General features: G+C 57.8%; 20 protein-coding genes and 3 pseudogenes. 6 read left to right on the forward strand and 17 right to left on the reverse strand.

Going from position 1 to position 19,754, the window contains the following annotated elements:
• Positions 1–260: 260 nt before the first annotated feature.
• A pseudogene (locus tag GNG29_RS19795) lies at positions 261–533 on the reverse strand (hemagglutinin repeat-containing protein); the annotation flags it as partial.
• Positions 534–596: 63 nt separating this feature from the next.
• Between GNG29_RS19795 and GNG29_RS19800 the strand changes: the two are divergent.
• Positions 597–734, forward strand: a complete 138-nt coding sequence (locus GNG29_RS19800) for a SymE family type I addiction module toxin (RefSeq protein ID WP_156655251.1) — start codon at positions 597–599, stop codon at positions 732–734.
• 38 nt (positions 735–772) lie between these two features.
• Here the strand turns inward: GNG29_RS19800 and GNG29_RS19805 are convergent, their stop codons facing one another.
• From GNG29_RS19805 to GNG29_RS19830, 6 genes and pseudogenes are all read right to left on the reverse strand, one after another.
• Positions 773–1,069: a barstar family protein gene (locus GNG29_RS19805; protein ID WP_103177098.1), complete on the reverse strand. Its 297-nt coding sequence runs from the start codon at positions 1,067–1,069 to the stop codon at positions 773–775.
• Positions 1,066–1,539, reverse strand: a complete 474-nt coding sequence (locus GNG29_RS19810) for a ribonuclease domain-containing protein (RefSeq protein ID WP_197431825.1) — start codon at positions 1,537–1,539, stop codon at positions 1,066–1,068. The genes GNG29_RS19805 and GNG29_RS19810 overlap by 4 nt, the downstream gene beginning before the upstream one ends.
• Positions 1,540–1,818: 279 nt before the next feature.
• Positions 1,819–2,041, reverse strand: a pseudogene (locus tag GNG29_RS23545) (VENN motif pre-toxin domain-containing protein); the annotation flags it as partial.
• 39 nt (positions 2,042–2,080) lie between these two features.
• Positions 2,081–2,521 carry a hypothetical protein gene (locus tag GNG29_RS19820; RefSeq protein ID WP_156655252.1) on the reverse strand — a complete coding sequence of 147 codons (441 nt, stop codon included), beginning with the start codon at positions 2,519–2,521 and terminating at the stop codon, positions 2,081–2,083.
• Entirely contained in the window at positions 2,518–2,865 is a 348-nt protein-coding gene (locus tag GNG29_RS19825) for a hypothetical protein (protein WP_103177100.1), read from the reverse strand. The genes GNG29_RS19820 and GNG29_RS19825 overlap by 4 nt, the downstream gene beginning before the upstream one ends.
• Positions 2,866–2,907: 42 nt before the next feature.
• Positions 2,908–3,186, reverse strand: a pseudogene (locus GNG29_RS19830) (VENN motif pre-toxin domain-containing protein); the annotation flags it as partial.
• Between the two features lie 157 nt (positions 3,187–3,343).
• On the opposite strand from GNG29_RS19830, the gene GNG29_RS19835 reads away from it, so the two are divergent.
• On the forward strand, positions 3,344–4,513 hold the full coding sequence (locus GNG29_RS19835; protein WP_156655253.1) for a DNA repair protein: 1,170 nt from the start codon (positions 3,344–3,346) through the stop codon (positions 4,511–4,513).
• Here the strand turns inward: GNG29_RS19835 and GNG29_RS19840 are convergent, their stop codons facing one another.
• Positions 4,514–5,278: a siderophore-interacting protein gene (locus tag GNG29_RS19840; RefSeq protein WP_156655254.1), complete on the reverse strand. Its 765-nt coding sequence runs from the start codon at positions 5,276–5,278 to the stop codon at positions 4,514–4,516.
• 236 nt (positions 5,279–5,514) lie between these two features.
• Between GNG29_RS19840 and GNG29_RS19845 the strand changes: the two genes are divergently transcribed.
• Entirely contained in the window at positions 5,515–6,060 is a 546-nt protein-coding gene (locus GNG29_RS19845; protein WP_156655255.1) for a PadR family transcriptional regulator, read from the forward strand.
• Here GNG29_RS19845 and GNG29_RS19850 read toward each other — a convergent pair.
• Positions 6,057–7,607: a methyl-accepting chemotaxis protein gene (locus GNG29_RS19850; RefSeq protein WP_156655256.1), complete on the reverse strand. Its 1,551-nt coding sequence runs from the start codon at positions 7,605–7,607 to the stop codon at positions 6,057–6,059. The two genes, GNG29_RS19845 and GNG29_RS19850, sit on opposite strands and share 4 nt — an antisense overlap.
• Positions 7,608–7,942: 335 nt before the next feature.
• Positions 7,943–9,463, reverse strand: coding sequence for a PAS domain-containing methyl-accepting chemotaxis protein (locus GNG29_RS19855; RefSeq protein WP_103177105.1), 1,521 nt, complete (start codon positions 9,461–9,463; stop codon positions 7,943–7,945).
• Positions 9,464–9,883: 420 nt separating this feature from the next.
• Here GNG29_RS19855 and ygjG point away from each other — a divergent pair, with 420 nt between their 5' ends.
• Entirely contained in the window at positions 9,884–11,263 is a 1,380-nt protein-coding gene (gene ygjG, locus GNG29_RS19860; RefSeq protein WP_197431826.1) for a putrescine aminotransferase, read from the forward strand.
• Positions 11,264–11,331: 68 nt separating this feature from the next.
• On the opposite strand, the gene GNG29_RS19865 is transcribed toward ygjG, so the two are convergent.
• Positions 11,332–11,913: a helix-turn-helix domain-containing protein gene (locus GNG29_RS19865; RefSeq protein WP_409201141.1), complete on the reverse strand. Its 582-nt coding sequence runs from the start codon at positions 11,911–11,913 to the stop codon at positions 11,332–11,334.
• A 63-nt stretch (positions 11,914–11,976) separates the two neighbouring features.
• Here GNG29_RS19865 and GNG29_RS19870 point away from each other — a divergent pair, with 63 nt between their 5' ends.
• The gene (locus GNG29_RS19870; protein WP_103177107.1) at positions 11,977–12,666 is read left to right on the forward strand and encodes a B3/4 domain-containing protein; all 690 of its coding nucleotides are present in this window, start codon (positions 11,977–11,979) and stop codon (positions 12,664–12,666) included.
• 191 nt (positions 12,667–12,857) lie between these two features.
• Here GNG29_RS19870 and lsrG read toward each other — a convergent pair whose 3' ends face one another.
• From lsrG to lsrA, 6 genes are read right to left on the reverse strand one after another with little or no spacing between them, the layout of a single operon-like run.
• On the reverse strand, positions 12,858–13,151 hold the full coding sequence (gene lsrG, locus GNG29_RS19875) for a (4S)-4-hydroxy-5-phosphonooxypentane-2,3-dione isomerase (RefSeq protein ID WP_103177108.1): 294 nt from the start codon (positions 13,149–13,151) through the stop codon (positions 12,858–12,860).
• Positions 13,148–14,035: a 3-hydroxy-5-phosphonooxypentane-2,4-dione thiolase gene (lsrF, locus tag GNG29_RS19880; protein ID WP_103177109.1), complete on the reverse strand. Its 888-nt coding sequence runs from the start codon at positions 14,033–14,035 to the stop codon at positions 13,148–13,150. Before lsrF ends, lsrG begins: the two co-directional genes overlap by 4 nt.
• A gap of 11 nt (positions 14,036–14,046) precedes the next feature.
• The gene (lsrB, locus tag GNG29_RS19885; protein ID WP_103177110.1) at positions 14,047–15,048 is read right to left on the reverse strand and encodes an autoinducer 2 ABC transporter substrate-binding protein LsrB; all 1,002 of its coding nucleotides are present in this window, start codon (positions 15,046–15,048) and stop codon (positions 14,047–14,049) included.
• Between the two features lies 1 nt (position 15,049).
• Positions 15,050–16,027, reverse strand: coding sequence for an autoinducer 2 ABC transporter permease LsrD (gene lsrD, locus GNG29_RS19890; protein ID WP_103177111.1), 978 nt, complete (start codon positions 16,025–16,027; stop codon positions 15,050–15,052).
• Complete coding sequence (lsrC, locus tag GNG29_RS19895) at positions 16,028–17,059, reverse strand: autoinducer 2 ABC transporter permease LsrC (protein ID WP_103177112.1); 1,032 nt, start codon at positions 17,057–17,059, stop codon at positions 16,028–16,030.
• Entirely contained in the window at positions 17,056–18,543 is a 1,488-nt protein-coding gene (lsrA, locus tag GNG29_RS19900) for an autoinducer 2 ABC transporter ATP-binding protein LsrA (protein ID WP_103177113.1), read from the reverse strand. The genes lsrC and lsrA overlap by 4 nt, the downstream gene beginning before the upstream one ends.
• A gap of 214 nt (positions 18,544–18,757) precedes the next feature.
• Between lsrA and lsrR the strand changes: the two genes are divergently transcribed.
• On the forward strand, positions 18,758–19,729 hold the full coding sequence (lsrR, locus tag GNG29_RS19905; RefSeq protein WP_103177114.1) for a transcriptional regulator LsrR: 972 nt from the start codon (positions 18,758–18,760) through the stop codon (positions 19,727–19,729).
• Positions 19,730–19,754: the final 25 nt, after the last annotated feature.

Below are 19,754 nucleotides of genomic sequence, written 5' to 3' on the forward strand. Positions count from 1 at the left end.
CTCTCACTGACAATCATTTTCTATAAATCAAACCATGAGTCACTGGTTTTTTCATGAATACCAAATTGATTACTTCCTGTTATTCTCCTGACGCATATTTTTATTGGGGCATCTATTATGACAGGTGGCAATTTAATTACCTTATGTTGGTAACATTTTCAGATTATTTTGGGGTTTGCTTTTTTTCATTTAACAATAAAGATGCTGTGCCGATTTTTTTATAGGTGCTGACTATCATCAGGTTGTGCTGTCCGCGTCGCGCTGTTCTGCCTGGATTTATAATCGTTGCTGTCCTGCTGGCTACGCATCAGGAGGTCGCGTCCGATATCGGCCACGATGGTGTTACCGCTCACGTGCGCGCCGTCGAGGATGGCATCGCGCCCGCTGGTCATCGAGACCGTGCCGCCGCTGTCGAGGGTAGTTTCCGTCCAGGCAGTACCGTTACCCTTCTCATGGCCCTTCGCCGCATTCACATTGGCAAAGACGCCGATACCGTAGCCGCTGGTGCCGCCACCGATGCTGACCCCCACGCCCGATACGCGGTTTTATGCCCCGCGTTCCATTTTTACCAAAGCTGTTAAAAAGCCTGTATCTGCATGTCCATCTGGTATTCATTCAGCCCCTGCCTGCGACTGAACGGTAACTGGCTGGCAGAAGCGGGATTCAGCACCGACACGCCGGTCATAATCAGCGTTGAGCAGGGAAGACTGGTGATCGAACCGGTTAAGGGCTGACAGGTAAAAAGATCCCGGCGCTGAGGCCGGAAATTTCGTTATTTCAGAACATAATCAAATTTATCATCCCAAGAAAATTTAATATCCTGCTGCTTAGTTCGCTCAAAGATTTGAATGATTTTGTCAAAACATACACCAAGACGTTGACTCGATAGTTCCGAATGTAGCCATATTATTTTGACAGGTCTTTCCACATCCGTACTTAACCTATCCCATAACGCATCCAGATTTTTCCCGTAGTATGGGCCAAAATCTAATAGTTGAGCGAGAAGACTGTGAAAGTCAGATTCCGTATGTATATTTTGTCCATCCAATATAATTTCGTTGTCAGTCATTTCCACGTACCTATTGAAGTCGCCGTTCTATAATGATCTGTGGTGATGTAGAGAAGACCATCATCGGAATATAAAAGCCTTGTACCTGCTTGGTTGCTGCGTGACATTGTGTTGCTCAAGCCGACATCGGCTTCGTGCCATACACGTCCTGGTGCAGAAGGAAGTAAATTGGTCGAGTTCTCAAATACATCCCCTCCTATCTGTCCATTTGGAGTTGTATTATTTAATGCTTTCCCTGGTTTCCACCCATTAGCCATGGCCTCTGCTTTATTTACATAGTTCTGAGGCAACTGCCCTGTGTTACGTAAACTATCCACAAGTTCGTTTGCTGCTTCAGTTGTTTTCAGATCCATCTTCAACCCAGCATAGTTTGCCGCGTTGTGGGCTGCATTAGCCGCCACAGATTCAGCTTTCGCCGCAATGGCTTCTGCAGTCGTTTTCCCTATCCCTATCGCACCGGCAGCACCCACGCCACCCGGTACAATAGCTTCCGATAATTAGATACCGGCATTATTCAGACACAGCACCACATTTCCGGTATAGGCCTGGATAGCGGCCTGTGCTGCCGCGACTATCTCAGGTGTCGCAGCCGCCAGTACTCCACCACCCAGACCGGCTGGCAACGCCACCATCAGCGCATTCTGCATCGCCAGGCCCTTTTTGCAACTTTCGGAACCTGGATCCGTTGTGCAGGACATGACATTTTTAGCGCGTTCCTGCACGAATACAGTATGACCGTCTTCCGTTCCGCTCAGCAGGTTATTCTCAGCAGCATTCTTCCCTGCTCCCGCCCCCGCTGCCGCAGACGCCGTGCTGTCCCCGGCAAGCCCTCCGGCCATTCCCGCTGAAATCGTCGCCAGGGCGCTGACCGTCTGCTTCTGCTCCTCGCTCAGCTTCGACAGGTCGGTCACGTCAGGATAAAACCCTCCACCCCGCTACCGCTTTCGCCGCAAGCTCCCCGCAGCCGCGTCCGTGGTAGCGGGAGCCGCGTTTGCGCATCTTAGGAGATTATTAACTTATGACATCAGTCGTTGCAAAAATTGCTTCTTCATACTTCTCAAGGTTATTACTTAACCAAGTCTCACCTTGCCGTATTACATGAAATTTAACCACCGCACCAAATTCATCCATCGACACTATCATATTCAGTTTTTTATCGTTTCGTTCAAGGGACCATTTATTCAAAATGGTATTACAAAACAAACAAGCATAGTCTAAGTATCGTTCAGAAACATAATCATCTATATGAAAAGAGTTAACAAAACACTCAACACCAGTCTTATCCATCAAATAGTTATCATTTGGATAGACTGTAAAAAGAGCTGCAAGAAAAAAACAGTCTGCTTGCTTTACAAAACCTTTCTCAACCCATAAACAGAGTTCTTTTGGCAATACTAAGTCACTCCAACAAGCATTACGCAATGCCTCTAACATCAGCGAATTATATATCATTTTTTCTCTCCCAAATATTGAATCATTCCTTTATCTATAGCCTTTTCAAAAGATGTGTCTTTCAATAAATTATTCACTGATTTTGGCGCGTCCGGGAAAGAATAAGTTTTAGGATCATAGATATATTTATTACCCTTATTATCTTGATAGTGCAATTTTCCTGGCCTTTGGCCTGGATTAGGATTTTCGACATCGATACGTTCTTTGCCCGTTCCTTTCCATATAGTCTTGCTGGCCGTTTGAACACCATACTGACCCAGCATAGTGCTACTGTTGCTTTTTGCTACACCACCACCACCTTTCAGCGGATCGCCATCTGCACCTTCAATTCCAATTTTCAACATCGGATTTATATCGAAGATACCGGGCTTATCCTTACTCAGCTAGTTATTCTCAACCGCATTCTTCCCTGCTCCCGCCCCCGCTGCCGCAGACGCCGTGCTGTCCCCCGCCAGCCCTCCGGCCATTCCCGCTGAAATCGTCGCCAGGGCGCTGACCGTCTGCTTCTGCTCCTCGCTCAGCTTCGACGGGTCTTTTACGTCAGGATAGAGCACACCCGCGATGGCTTTCGCCGCCAGCTCGCCCGTGGCCGCACCCGCGGCACCTGCCGCTGCACTGTTACCCTGGATTGCCGCCACGGCACCGCCCAGAATGGCATGGGCCACCACCTTCGCTTCATCGCTCAGGTCGGAACCGTGACCGATACGGTAAGATTAACGCATTCCCCCGTCGCGCCATTCATCAGACATGTGTATTATTCCCTGTTGTTTTCCTGACAACTACCCTTAACTCAAATACTTAAGCGCAAAAGCGAAAAGCATCATGAGCACACCGATCAAACGGCTGGAAATCATTAAAAATGCTATCGAACTGGAAGATGACGACATCATCGAGAGTCAGCTGGCACGGTTAAAAAGCGAAGCCTTTGACGAGGAGCTGCGGGCGATCGTCGTGGCGCTTGAGCAGAAAAACTACACCGGGGCGATGGCGGCCATTACCGCATGGCTCCAGAGCCAGCGTGCCGTTACCACTTGGCGGGATCCGCAGCTGGCCGCCAGCAAGCTGGAGCTGAAAGCGCTGGAAGAGCGCCTGCGCGATCTTATCGATCGCCGTAACGCCCGCGTCCAGCAGCTGGACGAATTTAACGACCTCTACCTTACCCGTCTCGGCCCACTGATGAGCCAGATCCTCGCCCTGCGCAAAACCCTGGCGGAGCTGAATCTGCGTCGTCAGCAGGCAGAGGCGCGCCGCCGGGAAGCGGATTACCGCCGCTGCCAGCAGTATGTCGCCCAGGCGGTGGAGGTGCTGACGACCCTGACCCGGCACTGGCGGGATCAGCCTGCCGACTCGGTGCAGGCCGCCACGGCGCGCAAGCAACTGCAGCAGCAAAGCAACCTGATCGCCAACCTGCTGGCCGAAGCCCAGGAGCTGGAAACCGGGTTGACCCGGGAAGAGGAGCCCGCCCGCCAGGCGCGGGACGAGGCCAACGATGAGTATGAAAAATACCGCGAGCAGCAGCATGAGGCGGAGATCCGGCTGCGCAAAGGCAAAGACCTCTCCGAAGAGGATCAGAACGAGTTAAAACGGCTCTGGCGCCAGGCGAGCAAGCTCTGTCACCCGGATCTGGTGGCGGACGAGCTGAAAGAAGAGGCGAACGCCATGATGGTGCAGCTGAACCAGGCGAAGCAGCGCGGCGACGTGAAGGCGATCCGCTCCCTGGTGGCCCGCCTGCATCAGGGGCTGGAGCCGCTGATGGCCAGCGACCGGCTGAACGATCTGACGCGTATCCGCAAAAAAATGGCCCAGGTTCGCGAACAGATCGACACCCTGGTGAGCGAGCTGGCGGAGCTGGAAAAAGAGGAGTCCTGGCTGCTGGTCTCCTCGCTGAGCAATATGGAAGCCTACTTCGCCCAGCAGGAGAAAGCCCTGCACGAGGTACGCGCCTCGCTGGAACATCAGGTCAGCGAAGCGCAGCTCGACGACGTGGCCTGACTATTTGGCGTGCCAGTACGCGCTGGCACGCACCAGCTTCTGATCGATGGCTTCGGTTTCAAACAGGCGGCTCAGGTTTTTCACCACCTTCCCTTCCCCCGTCAGCCAGATGAAGTAATCGTCTGCCGGCACGCTGAGCGCCGCCAGACGCTCCGCCACCGCCTGCTCGTTATGCCCCACCACCCAGGTGATGTTGAACTCGCTTAAGTGCGCCAGATAGTCCTGACAGGCGGCATCGCTCACGGTCACCACGGCGTGCACTTCCGGGCGCACCGGCAGCGCGCGCAGGGTCTCCAGACGACGGCGCAGGGCGGGCATGCCCGACTCATCACAGACGTACAGCTGCCAGGCGTAATCTTCCGGCACCACCAGCGAACCGCGCGGGCCGCCGATAGAGAGGGTATCTCCCGGCGTTGCCTCTACCGCCCACTGGCTTGCCACGCCGCCGTCGTGGATAAAGAAATCGAGCACCAGCTCGTGACGGGCCGCATCATACAGCGGGGTGTAATCCCGCGCCTGCGGACGGACGCCCTCACCCCACTCCACGCCCTCGTCTGTCACGACCGGAGGAACAAAGGTCGTGCCCTGTTCCGGGAAAAAGAGTTTGCAGTGGTCGTCGAAGCCGCGGGAGCTGAAGCCCTCCAGCGCTTCGCCGCCCAGTACGATGCGCTGAAAACCGGTACTGACGCGCTCCACGCGGAGCACAATCAGCTCGCGAAAGCGCAGGTCGTTGCGAACACGTTGAGGGTAGCGGGTAGTGGTCATAATGTGCCTTCGTGAAAGTGAAATCGATATATCGGAAATGAAAGTTAAATGATAATGATTGCTAATAAGCAGAATTGCAAGATTTTTTTGATATAGAAAGATTTCGCAATCCCAAAGCCAACCACACACATTAAAAAACTTAAATATTAGTAACTTAAATAAATTACGTGCGACGACGTTGCTTGTTTTTAAGATTTAGATATAAATTAGATATATCAAAAATACGGAGAAAAACGATGCGACACTCTCACGACCATGACCACCGCGATCACCCTCACCGCGGACGCGGCGGCGATCATCATCACGGCGGCGGCCGCCGCCAGCGCTTCTTTGGTCACGGCGAATTACGGCTGGTGATCCTCGATATCCTGACCCGCAACGCCAGCCACGGTTACGAGCTGATTAAGGCGATCGAGACCCTGACCCAGGGCAACTACACCCCCAGCCCGGGCGTGATCTATCCAACGCTCGATTTCCTGCAGGATCAGCAGTTCATCACCCTCACCGAGGAGGAGAACGGGCGTAAAAAGATTGAGATCACCGTTGCCGGGCAGCAGTGGCTGGAGGAAAACCTTGACCATCTGGAGCACATTCAGGCGCGCGTCAAAGCGCGTTGCGTGGGCTTTGAGCTGCGCAAAAACCCGCAGATGAAGCGGGCGCTGGATAACTTTAAAGCGGTGCTGGATCTGAAGGTGAATCAGGGAGAGACCAGCGACGCGCAGATCAAACAGATTATCGGCGTGATCGACCTCGCGGCGCTGGAGATCTCCCAGCTCGATTAAGCGGCGGCGACGCGGAACACTTTCACCAGCGCTTTCAGGTTCATCGCCTGCTCGTTAAGGGATGATGCCGCCGCAACGGACTCCTCCACCAGGGCGGAGTTCTGTTGGGTGGTGGAGTCAATCAGGCCAATGGCGCTGTTGATCTGCGAGATGCCTTCCGTCTGCTCATGGCTTGCCTGGCGGATCTCACGCAGGATGACATCCATCTCCTCCACGTTACCCACCATGCCATTAATCAGCCCGCTGGCTTTTTCCACCAGCGCCATCCCGTCCTGGGTCTGGCTGGTTGAGCTTTCAATCAGCTGACGAATTTCGCTGGCCGAGGTGGCGCTTTTCTGCGCCAGCTGGCGAACTTCACCGGCCACCACCGCAAAGCCGCGGCCATGCTCGCCCGCGCGCGCCGCTTCTACCGCTGCGTTCAGCGCCAGGATATTGGTCTGGAAGGCGATGGAGTCGATCAGATTGATGATGTCGGACATCCGGTTGGAGGTCTCGTTAATCAGGCGCATTTTGCTGGTGACCTGCTGCATCATCTCGCCGTTGTGTTTCACCACCCGGGCAGCGTCCGCAGAGAGGTTCGTCGCCTCGCCGGTATGTGAGGCGGTATTTTTCACCGTCGCGGTGATCTGCTCCATCGACGCCGCCGTTTGTTCAACGGAGCTGGCCTGCTCTTCGGTACGCGCCGCCAGATCCTGGTTGCCCGCCACAATCTGCGCCGCGGCGCTGGAGATGCTCTCCGAACCGGTCTGCACCTGCTGCACAATCTCCAGCAGACGGGCTTTCATTTCCATCAGCGCCGTGAGCAACTGGCCGGTTTCATCTTTCCCGTGCGAGGCAATGTTGCGGGTGAGATCGCCCTCGGCAATGGACTGGGCAAAGCCCACCGCCTCGCCCAGCGGACGGGTAATGGAGCGCACGATAAACCAGCCCATCAGGCTGCCCGCCACCACGCTGAAGAGCGTGATGAGGATCAGCACCAGGCGGTTGCTTTTAAAATCGCCCTCCACCTCTTCACCTGCGCGCTGCATCTGGGTGTTCTGGATCGCAATCAGCGCCTGCACCTTCGCCTTATAAGCCTGCTGCAGGCTGAGGGTGCTGGTCATCATCTCCTGAATCGCCCCCGCCCGATCGTTGTTCTGCACCGCCTGCAAAATACGGTAGCGGGAGTCAAGATACTGCTGGCGAACGCCGCGGATATCGGCCAGCACCTGCTGGGATTGTTTATCCTGTAGGGCCTTGTCCAGATCCCCGAGGATCAGGGTGATACGCTCGCTGATCGCCTTCAGATGCTGCTCTGACTGCGCCGTGTAAGTGCCCTGATCGTCCAGCAGCATCAGCTGTTGGGTGCTAATAAATTCCTGAAAATTTTCGATTAACTGGTTGGCTTTTACGGTCGTGGGATAATCGCTGGTGATGATGGATTGCATCCCGTTATTTGCCCGGTTCAGGCTCAACAGAGATAAATTCGCACTTATCCCCATCAGGACAATAAAGAATCCAAACGCCAGAAATAATTTCGTGCCGATTTTAACGTCGTGTAAGAACATATTTACTCCATCGATGTGATTATTTCTCAGACGATCAGCGTTATCGGTAACTCTACCGCTAACTTTATGACTTTGATCGCTTTTTTATTTCATAATCACCGCAATGGATAGGCGCAGACTATTAATTTTAACTCATCGATCGTTATACAACCACCGGAACCGTTTTTTTGACAACGCCTCAGGGAAAACAGACGCAGGCAGAGAGAATTAACCGCGGCGATTTTTTTAATTATTTAATATTTAAGTAACAATAAATGATAAAAATAATGACAATTCGCCATAAAAAAACCGCTTACGCTGTGAAGCGTAAACGGCTTTTATAGAACATTACTGACTCAGTGAAGGACGGTGACCGCATCCTCAAGGCGTTTAGCCCGGTGTTTCACCATCGCCGACACCTGGGCGCTGGTTTCCACCAGCGCGGCGTTTTTCTGGGTAATCGAATCCAGTTCCGCTACCGCGCGGGTCAGCTCCGACAGCCCGGACGCCTGCTCGGAGGTCGAATGGCTGATCTCCGCGATAAGCCGGGTGACGTTCTGCACTTTCTCAACAATATCGTCCATCGTGCGCCCGGCGGCATTGACCTGCTCCGAGCCCGACAGCACTTTACTGGCGCTGGCGTCGATCAGCTTGCGGATGTCGTTGGCGGCGGTGGCGCTGCGGCTGGCAAGATGACGCACCTCTCCGGCTACCACCGCAAAGCCTTTGCCCTGCTCCCCTGCCCTGGCCGCTTCTACCGCCGCATTCAGCGCCAGAATATTGGTCTGGAAGGCAATGTCATTGATCAGCTTAGTGATAGAGCCGATACGCTGGGTGCTGTCGGCAATCTCGTCCATGGTTTTGACCACGGTTTGCATCGCGTGTCCGCCTTCGGTGGCGGCGTCGCTGGCGGCGATGGAGAGCTTATCGGCGTCAACGGCGGTTCTGGTGTTGTTCTGTACGGTCATTGCCAGCTGGTTCATGGTCTCCACGGTCTGCTTCACGTTCGAGACGGTCTGGTGGGTGCGATCGTTGAGGTCGTCGTTGCCCCTCGCCAGCTGCTCGCTGCCGTCACGCACGTTGACGACCTGGCTGGAGACATCATTGATCAGCCAGCGGCACATCAGCCCGAGCTGACCGACCGCCCGCAGGGTCAGCCCCAGCTCGTCGCTGCGGTTGAGATGCTCAACGCTGTTGCGCTCGCCCGTCGCCACCTTCAGCGCCTGACGCGCCACGTTCTCGATTGGATGCACGATCTGCTGCTCAAACAGGAGCGTACCCAGCAGCATGACCAGCGCGCTGGCGCCCAGCGCTGCCCATCCCGCACCGGTGGCAAACAGGGTGGCCGCCAGCACGGCAAATAACGCGGTCATCACGCCGCGGACCCGCCAGCGCAGCGGCATCGACGGGAGTTTGCCGGTCCAGCCTCTGGCAACCACCAGCCCTTTATGCACGCGCTTTTTGCTGCGCCCTTCGTTTAACGCCTTATAGAGCGGCTCGACAGCGGCGATCTCTTCCGGCGTGGCCTTCACGCGGATGGACATATACCCGGTGGTCTGACCGTTGCGCACCATCGGCACCGCATTCGCGCGCACCCAGTAGTGATCGCCATTTTTGCGGCGGTTTTTCACAATTCCGCTCCAGGGTTCGCCCTGTTGCAGGGTGTACCACATATCGGCAAAGGCCGCTTTTGGCATATCCGGGTGGCGGACCTGGTTGTGCGGCTGTCCTGACAGTTCGGCAAGCGTATACCCGCTTACCTGCACAAACGTGTCGTTGGCCTGCGTAATGTAGCTGTGCAGATCGGTGGTGGACATCAGGGTGGTGTCATCTTGTAGCGGGTATTCACACTGCGTGACAAACGGTTGAGGCGACATAGGCATCCCTTGCAGGTTACTTGAATGTTATTTTTGTGGCGTAAATATTTTACGGCGGTAACGAACATATCTTTAGTTGTTAAACATGCCTGAGATCGCAAAACGCCACTAAACCGCATTTTTTGTACGCTTTCTTAATCTATTGATTTCTAATGATTTCGATACGAAACTACTCCTGAAGGAGGATCCGTATCTGCTCTCTCACCGCCCTAAAACAGAGCAAATGCACTGCTAGCGGGCATCTCTGTTTCTGAAAATTCCCTGCCGCAGCGGCCAGGCTGCGCTTTTGCATGATTAAATATTGTGTAACATTATTTTAACCTGGCGTTTATCCCGATTTTTGTTAAGGCTCTGGATGTGGCGTAAAGCCTGCAATACTTAATCCAGTATCATGTGATACGCCATCCCCGGGAGCACATCTTGAACAGGTTACCTTCCAGCGCGTCGGCCCTTGCCTGTACCGCGCACGCCTTGAATCTCATTGAGAAGCGAACGCTTGATCATGAGGAGATGAAACAACTTAACCGCGAGGTGATTGATTACTTCAAAGAGCATGTCAATCCAGGTTTTCTCGAATACAGGAAATCGGTAACGGCAGGCGGGGATTACGGAGCCGTAGAGTGGCAGGCGGGAAGTTTGAATACGCTTGTCGACACTCAGGGACAGGAGTTTATAGATTGCCTGGGTGGATTTGGTATTTTCAACGTGGGGCACCGTAATCCAGTAGTGGTTTCCGCCGTACAAAATCAGCTTGCAAAACAACCCCTTCATAGCCAGGAATTGCTTGACCCCTTGCGGGCGATGCTGGCAAAAACGCTGGCGGCACTGACGCCGGGGAAACTGAAATACAGCTTCTTCTGTAACAGCGGCACGGAATCGGTCGAAGCGGCGATCAAACTCGCCAAAGCGTACCAGTCGCCGCGCGGGAAATTCACGTTTATCGCCACCAGCGGCGCCTTCCACGGCAAGTCGCTCGGGGCACTCTCTGCCACCGCGAAATCCACCTTCCGTAAGCCGTTTATGCCGTTGCTGCCGGGCTTCCGCCATGTGCCGTTCGGCGATATCAACGCCATGCGCACCATGTTGTCGGAATGCCATAAAACCGGCGATGAGGTGGCGGCGGTGATCCTCGAGCCTATCCAGGGCGAAGGCGGCGTGATCCTGCCTCCGCAGGGCTACCTGCCCGCGGTGCGTAAGCTCTGCGATGAGTTTGGCGCGCTGCTGATCCTGGATGAAGTGCAGACCGGCATGGGGCGCACCGGCAAGATGTTCGCCTGCGAGCATGAAAACGTGCAGCCGGACATTCTGTGCCTGGCGAAAGCGCTGGGCGGCGGCGTGATGCCGATTGGCGCGACCGTCGCCACCGAAGAGGTCTTCTCGGTGCTGTTCGATAATCCTTTCCTGCACACCACCACCTTTGGCGGCAATCCGCTGGCCTGTGCCGCGGCGCTGGCTACCATCAACGTGCTGCTGGAGCAGAACCTGCCCGCCCAGGCGGAGCAGAAAGGCGACATGCTGCTGGATGGCTTCCGTCAGTTGGGGCGTGAATACCCGGGCCTGGTCCAGGAGGCGCGCGGCAAAGGGATGCTGATGGCGATTGAGTTTGTCGATAACGAAACCGGCTACAGCTTCGCCAGCGAGATGTTCCGCCAGCGGGTGCTGGTGGCAGGCACGCTCAACAACTCGAAGACCATTCGCATTGAACCGCCGCTGACGCTGACCATTGAGCAGTGTGAGCTGGTGCTGAAAGCGGCCCGCAAGGCGCTGGCGGCCATGCAGGTGAGTGTAACTGAAGCGTAAAAACCGCCGGGCCTACAACGGCTTTGGTTTTTGTAGGCCCGGTAAGCGCAGCGCCACCGGGCGTTTTTTTACCGATGAAACTCCGCCACCGTCATGGTGAACCGCAGCACGTTTGCCCCTTCGTTCCCATAGCTGTGCGCCGCTTCGGTTTTTGCCACCGCCGACGCGCCAGCGACCACCTGCGTCACGCTCTCCTTCACCTTCAACGTGAGTACTCCCGCTTCCACGTGGATCAGTTCAAAGGTGCCCGCCGGATGCCCCGGTGAGGTAAAGCACTCCCCCGGCTGCATCTCCCAGCGCCAGAGTTCAATCATATCCGGGCCAGCCGTCCCCGCCAGCAGCCGGGCGCTACCGCCCTTCTCCCCCTGCCAGAGCACCGGGATCGCCGCTTCCTCGATAATATGCACCTGCGGCTCGCTGGCGACGTTAACGATCTCCGCCACCGAGACGCCCAGCGCCGCCGCCAGCTTGCAGAGGATCGCAATGCTGGGGTTGGCGGCCCCTTTTTCGATCTCCACCAGCATCCCTTTGCTGACGCTGGCGCGGCGCGACAGCTCGTCCAGCGACAGTTTTTTCTCTTTCCGCCAGTTGCGGATACGGTTCGCGACCGCCAGGCTTACCTGGGCCACGTCTGCACCGTGCTCGGTCATTATATTGACTTTATCAGTCACTGGTCATTACCATGGTATAAAACAGTCGATACAGGATTATTTATGTCCCTCCTTACGCCGTCAATAGATCCGCGTCTTGCCGGGATCGCGCCGGGGTTCCGCGCGCTGAGCATCGTGGTTGAAGCCGCGCCCATTACCGCCCCGGAAGTGGCCTCCGCCGCATTAGCTCAGGCCTGCCAGCAGGTGTTAAACGATGATTTTTCCTGGGCCGGAGCCCATCTCGCCGCCTGGGATGAGGTGTTTAAAGCCTTTGGCGCCAAACCGAAACGCACCCCCTGCTCCGCCAGCGCTCTGCGCAAACGGGTGCTGAAAGAGGGCACTCTGCCGCCGCTCGATCCGGTGGTGGATATCTACAATGCGGTCAGTATCCGCTACGCCATCCCGGTGGGCGGGGAAAATCTTGCCGCCTATACCGGGGCTCCGCGGCTGACGCTGGCCGACGGCAGCGAGCCGTTTGATACCGTTAAAGAGGGTCAGCCGGGCATGGAATATCCCGAGGTGGGCGAGGTTATCTGGCGCGACGACGTGGGAGTGACCTGCCGACGCTGGAACTGGCGACAGGGAGTGCGTACCCGGCTGGACAGCCAGGCGCAGACCATGTGGTTTATTCTCGAAAGCCTGCCCGCCATGCCGTTAGCGGCGCTGGAAGCGGCCGGGGATGAGCTGGTCAGCAACCTGCAACGGCTGATGCCGGGGGCAACAGCGCGGGTTCAGCTGCTGGAGCTGGTCTGAAAAACGCCGGGCGGCGCTACGCTTGCCCGGCCTACAAAACCCGCACCATTTGAACCATTGTAGGCCCGGTAAGCGCAGCGCCACCGGGCAACAAACCGCACCATCCCTGTAGGCCCGGTAAGCGCAGCGCCACCGGGCAACAGACCGCACAAGCCCATAGGCCCGGTAAGCAACGCGCCACCGGGCGATTTTTACGCCGGCATCAACCCGACAAAACAACGTTTTTTACGCGGCTCCGACATGAGATCCTCAAGCTTTTCCACACACGCCAGATAGTGCGGGGTCTGTTTATGCGCCGCTACTGCCTCCTCATCCTTGTAAGCTTCGTAGATAAAGAACCGGGTTTTCACCCGCGGATCCTGCAAAACGTCAAACCGCAGGTTGCCCGGCTCCTGGATCGCCCCTTCATGGTTGGCGCGAAATACCTCCAGGAACTCGTCCACCTTGTCCGGCTTAATGTTGATCTCCACTAAGGTCACGTTCATTGTGTTTCTCCTTGTTTTTCCTCCTGCCAGAACTGGTACGCCTCGCGGGCGCTCATCTTCTCGTGCACCACCTTCTTCACCGCCTTCAGCATCGCCAGCGGCGCGCTGGACTGGAAGATATTGCGTCCCATATCGACACCCGACGCCCCCTGATCGATGGCGCGGAAGCACATCTCCAGCGCCTCGTGCTCCGGCAGCTTTTTACCCCCGGCGATGACAATCGGCACCGGGCAACTGGCGGTCACTTTCTCGAATCCCTCTTCCACAAAATAGGTTTTAACGAACTGCGCCCCCATCTCGGCGGCAATACGGCTGGCCAGCGAGAAATAGCGCGCGTCGCGGGCCATCTCCTTACCCACACCGGTCACCGCCAGGGTCGGCATACCGTAGCGGTTGCCCGCATCCACCAGCTTGATAATGTTGTTGATCGACTGATGCTCATACTCACTGCCGATATAGACCTGCGCCGCCACCGCACAGACGTTGAGGCGCAGCGCATCCTCCATCGCCACCGCCACACACTCATTGGAGAGTTCACCCAGCATCGAGTTGCCCCCGGAGGCGCGCAGCACCACCGGCTTGTTGGTGGCGGGCGGCACGGTGCTTCTGAGAATGCCGCGGGTACACATCAGCACATCGGTTTCGCCGAACAGCGGCGCAATAGAGAGATCGATGCGCTCCAGCCCGGTGGTTGGCCCCTGGAAATAACCATGATCGAAGGCCAGCATCACCGTGCGGTTGCTGGTGGGGTTAAAAATGCGCGCCATGCGGGACTGCATCCCCCAGTCCAGCGCCCCACACCCCTTCAGGGTAAAAGGCACATTCTGCTGCGGCCGGTCGATGCCAAAGTTCTTGCCCTCTTTGATGTCGTCTAAATCAGCCATGTTCTCTCCCGTCAGAAGTCGTAGTTGTTGATGTTCTCTTTGGTAAACACCACCCGCTCCGGCAGCAGCACAATGCCGTTGCCTTTCGCTTCATACTGATAGCCCTGCACGCTGTTCGGCTCGACCTTCAGGGCGCCGATATCTTTGATCTCCACGCTGTCGCCGACGTTAAGATCGCCTTTTTTCAACAAACGATCGGCGACATTGACCGCAATTTTGCCCTGCTGCACCACATCCCACAGGCCGAAGGCTTTCACCGTGCCGCGCTCCACATACGGACGCATAACGTTCGGCGTGCTGAAGCCGACTATCGCCACCCCTTCCCGCTTCAGGTTTTCCGCCGCCTGGGCTGCCGCCGGCAGGGCGTTGGCATCCGGGGCGATGATCGCATCCAGATCCGGGTAGGCTTTTAAGATCCCCTCGGCGGTCTGCAAGGATTTGGTGGCGTCGTTATAGCCAAACTGGGTGGTGACGATCTGCCACTGAGGATGATCTTTGGCGATTTTGGCTTTCGCCGCGTTCACCCACTGGTTCTGGTCGGTGACGGTGGGACTGGAGTAGAAGAAGGCCACTTTGGCGTCCGGTTTGGTCACCTGCTTCGAGGCCATTTCCACCAGCAGGCCGCCGAGCTGTTCCGGGGTTCCCTGGTTGATGTAGATGCTGCGGCACTCCGGTTTGGTGTCGGAATCCCAGGTCAGGACTTTCACTCCGCGCTGCATGGCGCGCTTCAGCGCCGGGCAGAGGCCGTCCGGCGACACGGCGGAGACGATAATGGCGTTATAGCCCTGGTTGACGAAGTTATTGATCAGCTGCACCTGCCCCGAGACGCTCGGCTCGGTGGGGCCATCGTAGGTGACGTCCGTGCCCAGCGCTTTACCCGCCTCTTTCGCCCCGTTGCCGCCGCTGGTAAAGAAGCCGACCCCCACCAGTTTCGGGATAAACGCAATGCGGTCGGCGGCCTGCGCCGAGGCAACGCTTAATGCTACGGCCAGCACCATCAGTTTTATTTTCATCTTACGCTCCGGGTAGTTTTGTAAAGAGAGATCGCACCCACTCACGGTGCAGACTCAGTGAACGTCCCATCACCACCACAACCAACAGCGCCCCTGACAGCGCGCTCGACACCTGGTTGGGGATGCCGACCATCTGTAACCCCTGTTGCAGATACCCCACCAGCAATGCCGCCAGCGCAGTACCCAATACCGAACCTGAACCACCATAGATATTCGCCCCGCCCAGCACCGCCGCGGTGAGCGCGGGCATCAGCAGGTCGCGCCCTAAATCAGAGCGCGCCGAGCCGAAATAGGAGACCATCACCAGCGCGGCAATCGCCGAAGCCACCCCCACCAGGCCATAGAGCGCGTAGGACATGCCGTTAACCGACAGCGCCGCATAGCGCGCCGCGCGCGGATTCTGCCCAATCAGAAACAGATGGCGGCCAAAGCGCCCGCGATGGGTAATCAGCCAGAAGATAAAGGTGATGATCGCGAACAGCACCAGCGGGATCGGCAGCCCGATAACCGTGAGATTGGCAAAGGCCGTGAAGCTCTCCGGGAAACCACCAATGCCTTCGTAACCGGTCGCCCCGGCCATGCCCGAGAGCAGCAGCGCCCCGCCGCCGTAGAGGTAGAGTGTGCCAAGGGTGATCACCAGCGGGCTGATGCCGGTGTAGTGGATAAGCAAAGCGTTGAACAGACCACACAGCAGCCCGAGCAGCAGGGTGAGCGGGATCGCCGCCGCCATCGGCACGCCGGACTGCATCATCACCCCCAGCGCGATGGCGCACAGGCCAATGGTCGAGCCGAGGGAGATGTCGATCCCGCCGCTGATGATCACCAGCGTCAGCGGCAGCGCCACAATGCCGATGCAGATAAAATCGCTGGTACTGAACAGCAGCATGTTGATGTCGAGCATCCGCGGGTTAAGGGTGCCAAACAGCAGGATCTCCAGCACCAGTAACAGCAGCAGCGCCCACTCCCAGTTAAGCTTCATCTACGCCACCTCTTTTTTGCGTTTGGGAAATGGGGTGACGTGCTTCCCCCCTTTGTTGCCCGGCTGGAAACGGCTGTACTTCAGGGCCCGCTGATGACGCGCCAGCGCCTGGCGCAGCCGTCCGTCGAGTACCAGCACCCCCAGCAGCACCAGGCCAGCGATAAAGTCATTCCACCACGCCGGGAGGCGGAACAGCACCAGCACGGTGTCGATCTGGGTCAGGAAGAAGGCCCCCAGCAGGGCGCCGATTAAGGTACCGGTACCGCCGAGCAGGGAGATGCCCCCAAGCACGCAGGCAGCGATGGCTTTCATCTCCAGCCCGCTGCCGGTCTGGTTCGGCACAAAGCCGATCTGCGCGGCAAAGACGATCCCGGCGCAGGCGGCCAGCACACCGTTGAGGGTGAAGGCCACCATCCGGGTGCGGTTGACTGCCACCCCCAGCTGGCGAGCGGCGGCGAGGTTATCCCCCACGGCGTAGAAATCGCGGCCAAAGGCGGTGCGCGACAGCATCCAGGCCCCGAGAGCGGCGATGACCAGCACCACAAACCCCAGGGGCGATACCCCGAGCGCCACCGGCTCCGACAGCGCTTTCAGGCTCACCGGCAGCCCTTCAATCCACTTCCCGCCGGTCCAGAGCAGCATCGCCCCGCGCCACAGCCCCAGCGTGCCGAGGGTGGCGACAATCGCCGGAATGCGCAGCCCCACCACCAGCAGGCCGTTGAAGGCCCCCGCCAGCGCCCCGATCGCCAGCGCAAAGAGGATCGCCACCGGCAGGCCGTAGCCGTTGTTCAGCGCCACCCCCACGGCGATGGCGCACAGCCCGACAATCGAGCCGACCGACACGTCGATATTGCGGGTCAGCATCACCAGCCCGGCGCCGAGAGCCAGCAGGATCAGGATTTGCGAACTGGCGAAGATCATCCCCAGGGTCTGCAAACTGAGATAGGCCGGATTCAGGGCCACCAGCACCACAAACAGGGCGAGGATCGCCAGCAGGGCGCTGAGCTCGCGGTTTTTCAGGAGTGTTTTCATGCCTGCCCTCCGAAGGCCAGGGCCATCATGCGATCGAGGCTGACGGCGTGGCGCGGCAGTTCCCCGCTGAGCACCCCCTGGTGCATCACCAGTACCCGATCCGCCAGGCCGGGAAACTCATCCATGTCGCTGGAGATCATCAGCACCGCCACGTTTTGCGCCGCCACGCTTTTGAGAAGCCCATAGATATCGGCCCGGGCGGAGACGTCCACGCCGCGGGTCGGCTCATCAACAATCAGCAGCAGCGGATTGGCCTCCAGGCAGCGGGCCAGCAGCACCTTCTGCTGATTGCCGCCCGACAGGGTGCGCACGGTCTGATCCGGGCCGTTGAGTTTGATCCCCAGCGCCCGGTGATAGCGCTCCACCACCGCCGCCTCGCGTTTGCGCTGCTGCCAGAGCGAAGGTTCGTTCAGCGCCACGGTATTCCAGCGTACCGGCGCATCGAGAAACAGGCCGGAGACCTGCCGATCTTCCGGGAGATAGACCAGCCCTTTCTCCAGCCGGGCGCTGACCGGATCGCGGTCGATCTGCTGGTTTTCGAGCCAGATCCTCCCGCCCCGCGACGGGCGCAGGCCGTAGAGCGTTTCGGCAAACTCGGTGCGCCCGGAGCCTACTAATCCCGCCAGGCCGACGATCTCCCCGGCGTAGATCTCAAGGCTAAGATCGATAAAGCCCTCCCCGGTGAGCGTCTCCACCCGCAGCACCGGAAAATCCTGCGCCTGGGTGCGGCGATTGCCCGGCAGCGCCAGCCACAGCTTTTGCGTGTCGCTCAACTGCGGGTCGCGGCTGACCGGGGTCATGGCGGCAATGAGCGCGTTATCGTCAAACTGCGCGGTTTCGCCGCTCAACACGATCGCCCCGTCGCGCATCACCGAGACATGGCTGGCGAGCTGACGAATTTCGGGCAGCTTGTGAGAGATAAAGACAATCCCGACCCCCGTCCCCTGGAGCGCGCGGATCTGGCGGAACAGGCGCTCCGTTTCGCCCGGTGTCAGCGAGGCGGTGGGTTCATCAAGGATGAGGATCTTCGCCTCGCGCATCAGCCCGCGCAGGATCTCCACCATCTGCTGATCCGCCACCTCCAGGGTGCTGGCGGCAGCGTCTAAATTGAGCTGGCACTGGAGCTGCTCCAGCTTATCCCCAAGACGCTGGGCGGTGGCCTGCCCGCGCGGCAGGCGGAAGAGAATGTTTTCCCGCACGCTGAGGTTCGGAAACAGCATCGGCTCCTGGGGAACCAGGTAGATCCCAAGCTGGTGGGCCTGGCCCGGTTTGAGGCGAGCAAAAGGCTGGCCCTCAATAGAAAGTTCACCGCGGTCGGGCGTTTCGACCCCGGCGACAATCTTCATCAGGGTCGATTTCCCGGCGCCGTTGCCCCCCATCAGGGCATGCACCTGGCCGGCAAGCAGAGTGAAATCAATGTTTTTCAATACTGGAACGCCGGAGAACTGCTTCTGGATCCCGCGCGCCTCAATCAGTGCTCTCATTATCGCTCCGCTATTGAACAAATGATTTTTGAAATTAATAATGTTCAAAAGCGTAGACGGTGAACTATATTTACAACCGTGCAGGGATCACAGTTTTATGGATATGATCCCGATAATGCTGAAACATTCCGGAATATCCGTTTTGCCGTGTGGCTCACAGATTCAAGCTGCGGCAAAGCGAACATATGATCTAAATTTTGATAAGAGTTCAAATATGGCTGAGAAACGCGTTGCCGAAGAGGGACGATTTGCCGGACTGGCACTGACGGAAGAGGAACTGGTGGCGCGCGTGGCGTGGTGCTACTACCACGACGGCCTGACGCAGAACGATATCGGCGAACGGCTGGGTTTACCGCGGCTCAAGATTTCACGGCTGCTGGAAAAGGGCCGACAGTCCGGGGTGATCCGCGTGCAGATCAACTCCCGCTACGAAGGGTGTCTGGCGCTGGAGACCGCGCTTCAGCAGCGTTTCGGCCTGAAGCTGGTGCGCGTGCTGCCCGCCCTGAATACCCCGGCGATGAGCGTGCGCTTAGGGATTGGCGCCGCGCAGTCGTTAATGGGCGTGCTGGAGCCGGGGCAACTGCTGGCGGTGGGATTTGGTGAAACCACCATGAGCTGCATTCAGCACTTAAGCGGCTTTATCAGCTCCCAGCAGGTGCGGCTGGTGACCCTCTCCGGCGGCGTCGGGCCCTATATGACCGGCATTGGTCAGCTGGATGCCGCCTGCAGCGTCAGCATGATCCCCGCCCCGCTGCGGGTCTCCTCCGCAGAGGTGGCCGGGATCCTGAAGCGGGAAACCAGCGTGCGGGATGTGATCCTCGCCGCCACCGCCGCCGACGCCGCCGTGGTCGGCATTGGCGCCGTAAACCAGCGCCGGGATGCCACCATCTTGCGCTCCGGCTATATCAGCGAAGGGGAACAGCTGATGTTTGCCCGCAAAGGGGCGGTGGGGGACATCCTGGGCTATTTCCTCAATGCCGAGGGAGAGCGGGTATCGGATCTGGAGATCCACCGTGAGTTACTGGGCGTCACCCTCGATGAACTGGCGCAGTTGCCCACCATCGTTGGCGTCGCCGGAGGAGAAGAGAAAGCCGATGCGATTTATGCCGCACTGAAGGGTCGCCGTATCAATGGCCTGGTGACGGAAGAGACGACAGCCCGCGCGGTGCTGGCTCTGGCCGGATAAGAGTCGCCCTGCGCCTGACACGAGG

Source organism: Leclercia sp. Colony189, assembly GCF_009740165.1.
Lineage (GTDB): Bacteria > Pseudomonadota > Gammaproteobacteria > Enterobacterales > Enterobacteriaceae > Enterobacter.

Coding starts and splice junctions, on each gene's coding strand:
- GNG29_RS19800 (WP_156655251.1), top strand. CDS start 597: ATGTCCATCTGGTATTCATTCAGCCCCTGCCTGCGACTGAACGGTAAC.
- GNG29_RS19805 (WP_103177098.1), bottom strand. CDS start 1,069: ATGACTGACAACGAAATTATATTGGATGGACAAAATATACATACGGAA.
- GNG29_RS19820 (WP_156655252.1), bottom strand. CDS start 2,521: ATGATATATAATTCGCTGATGTTAGAGGCATTGCGTAATGCTTGTTGG.
- GNG29_RS19825 (WP_103177100.1), bottom strand. CDS start 2,865: ATGTTGAAAATTGGAATTGAAGGTGCAGATGGCGATCCGCTGAAAGGT.
- GNG29_RS19835 (WP_156655253.1), top strand. CDS start 3,344: ATGAGCACACCGATCAAACGGCTGGAAATCATTAAAAATGCTATCGAA.
- GNG29_RS19840 (WP_156655254.1), bottom strand. CDS start 5,278: ATGACCACTACCCGCTACCCTCAACGTGTTCGCAACGACCTGCGCTTT.
- GNG29_RS19845 (WP_156655255.1), top strand. CDS start 5,515: ATGCGACACTCTCACGACCATGACCACCGCGATCACCCTCACCGCGGA.
- GNG29_RS19850 (WP_156655256.1), bottom strand. CDS start 7,607: ATGTTCTTACACGACGTTAAAATCGGCACGAAATTATTTCTGGCGTTT.
- GNG29_RS19855 (WP_103177105.1), bottom strand. CDS start 9,463: ATGTCGCCTCAACCGTTTGTCACGCAGTGTGAATACCCGCTACAAGAT.
- GNG29_RS19865 (WP_409201141.1), bottom strand. CDS start 11,913: ATGACCGAGCACGGTGCAGACGTGGCCCAGGTAAGCCTGGCGGTCGCG.
- GNG29_RS19870 (WP_103177107.1), top strand. CDS start 11,977: ATGTCCCTCCTTACGCCGTCAATAGATCCGCGTCTTGCCGGGATCGCG.
- lsrG (WP_103177108.1), bottom strand. CDS start 13,151: ATGAACGTGACCTTAGTGGAGATCAACATTAAGCCGGACAAGGTGGAC.
- lsrF (WP_103177109.1), bottom strand. CDS start 14,035: ATGGCTGATTTAGACGACATCAAAGAGGGCAAGAACTTTGGCATCGAC.
- lsrB (WP_103177110.1), bottom strand. CDS start 15,048: ATGAAAATAAAACTGATGGTGCTGGCCGTAGCATTAAGCGTTGCCTCG.
- lsrD (WP_103177111.1), bottom strand. CDS start 16,027: ATGAAGCTTAACTGGGAGTGGGCGCTGCTGCTGTTACTGGTGCTGGAG.
- lsrC (WP_103177112.1), bottom strand. CDS start 17,059: ATGAAAACACTCCTGAAAAACCGCGAGCTCAGCGCCCTGCTGGCGATC.
- lsrA (WP_103177113.1), bottom strand. CDS start 18,543: ATGAGAGCACTGATTGAGGCGCGCGGGATCCAGAAGCAGTTCTCCGGC.
- lsrR (WP_103177114.1), top strand. CDS start 18,758: ATGGCTGAGAAACGCGTTGCCGAAGAGGGACGATTTGCCGGACTGGCA.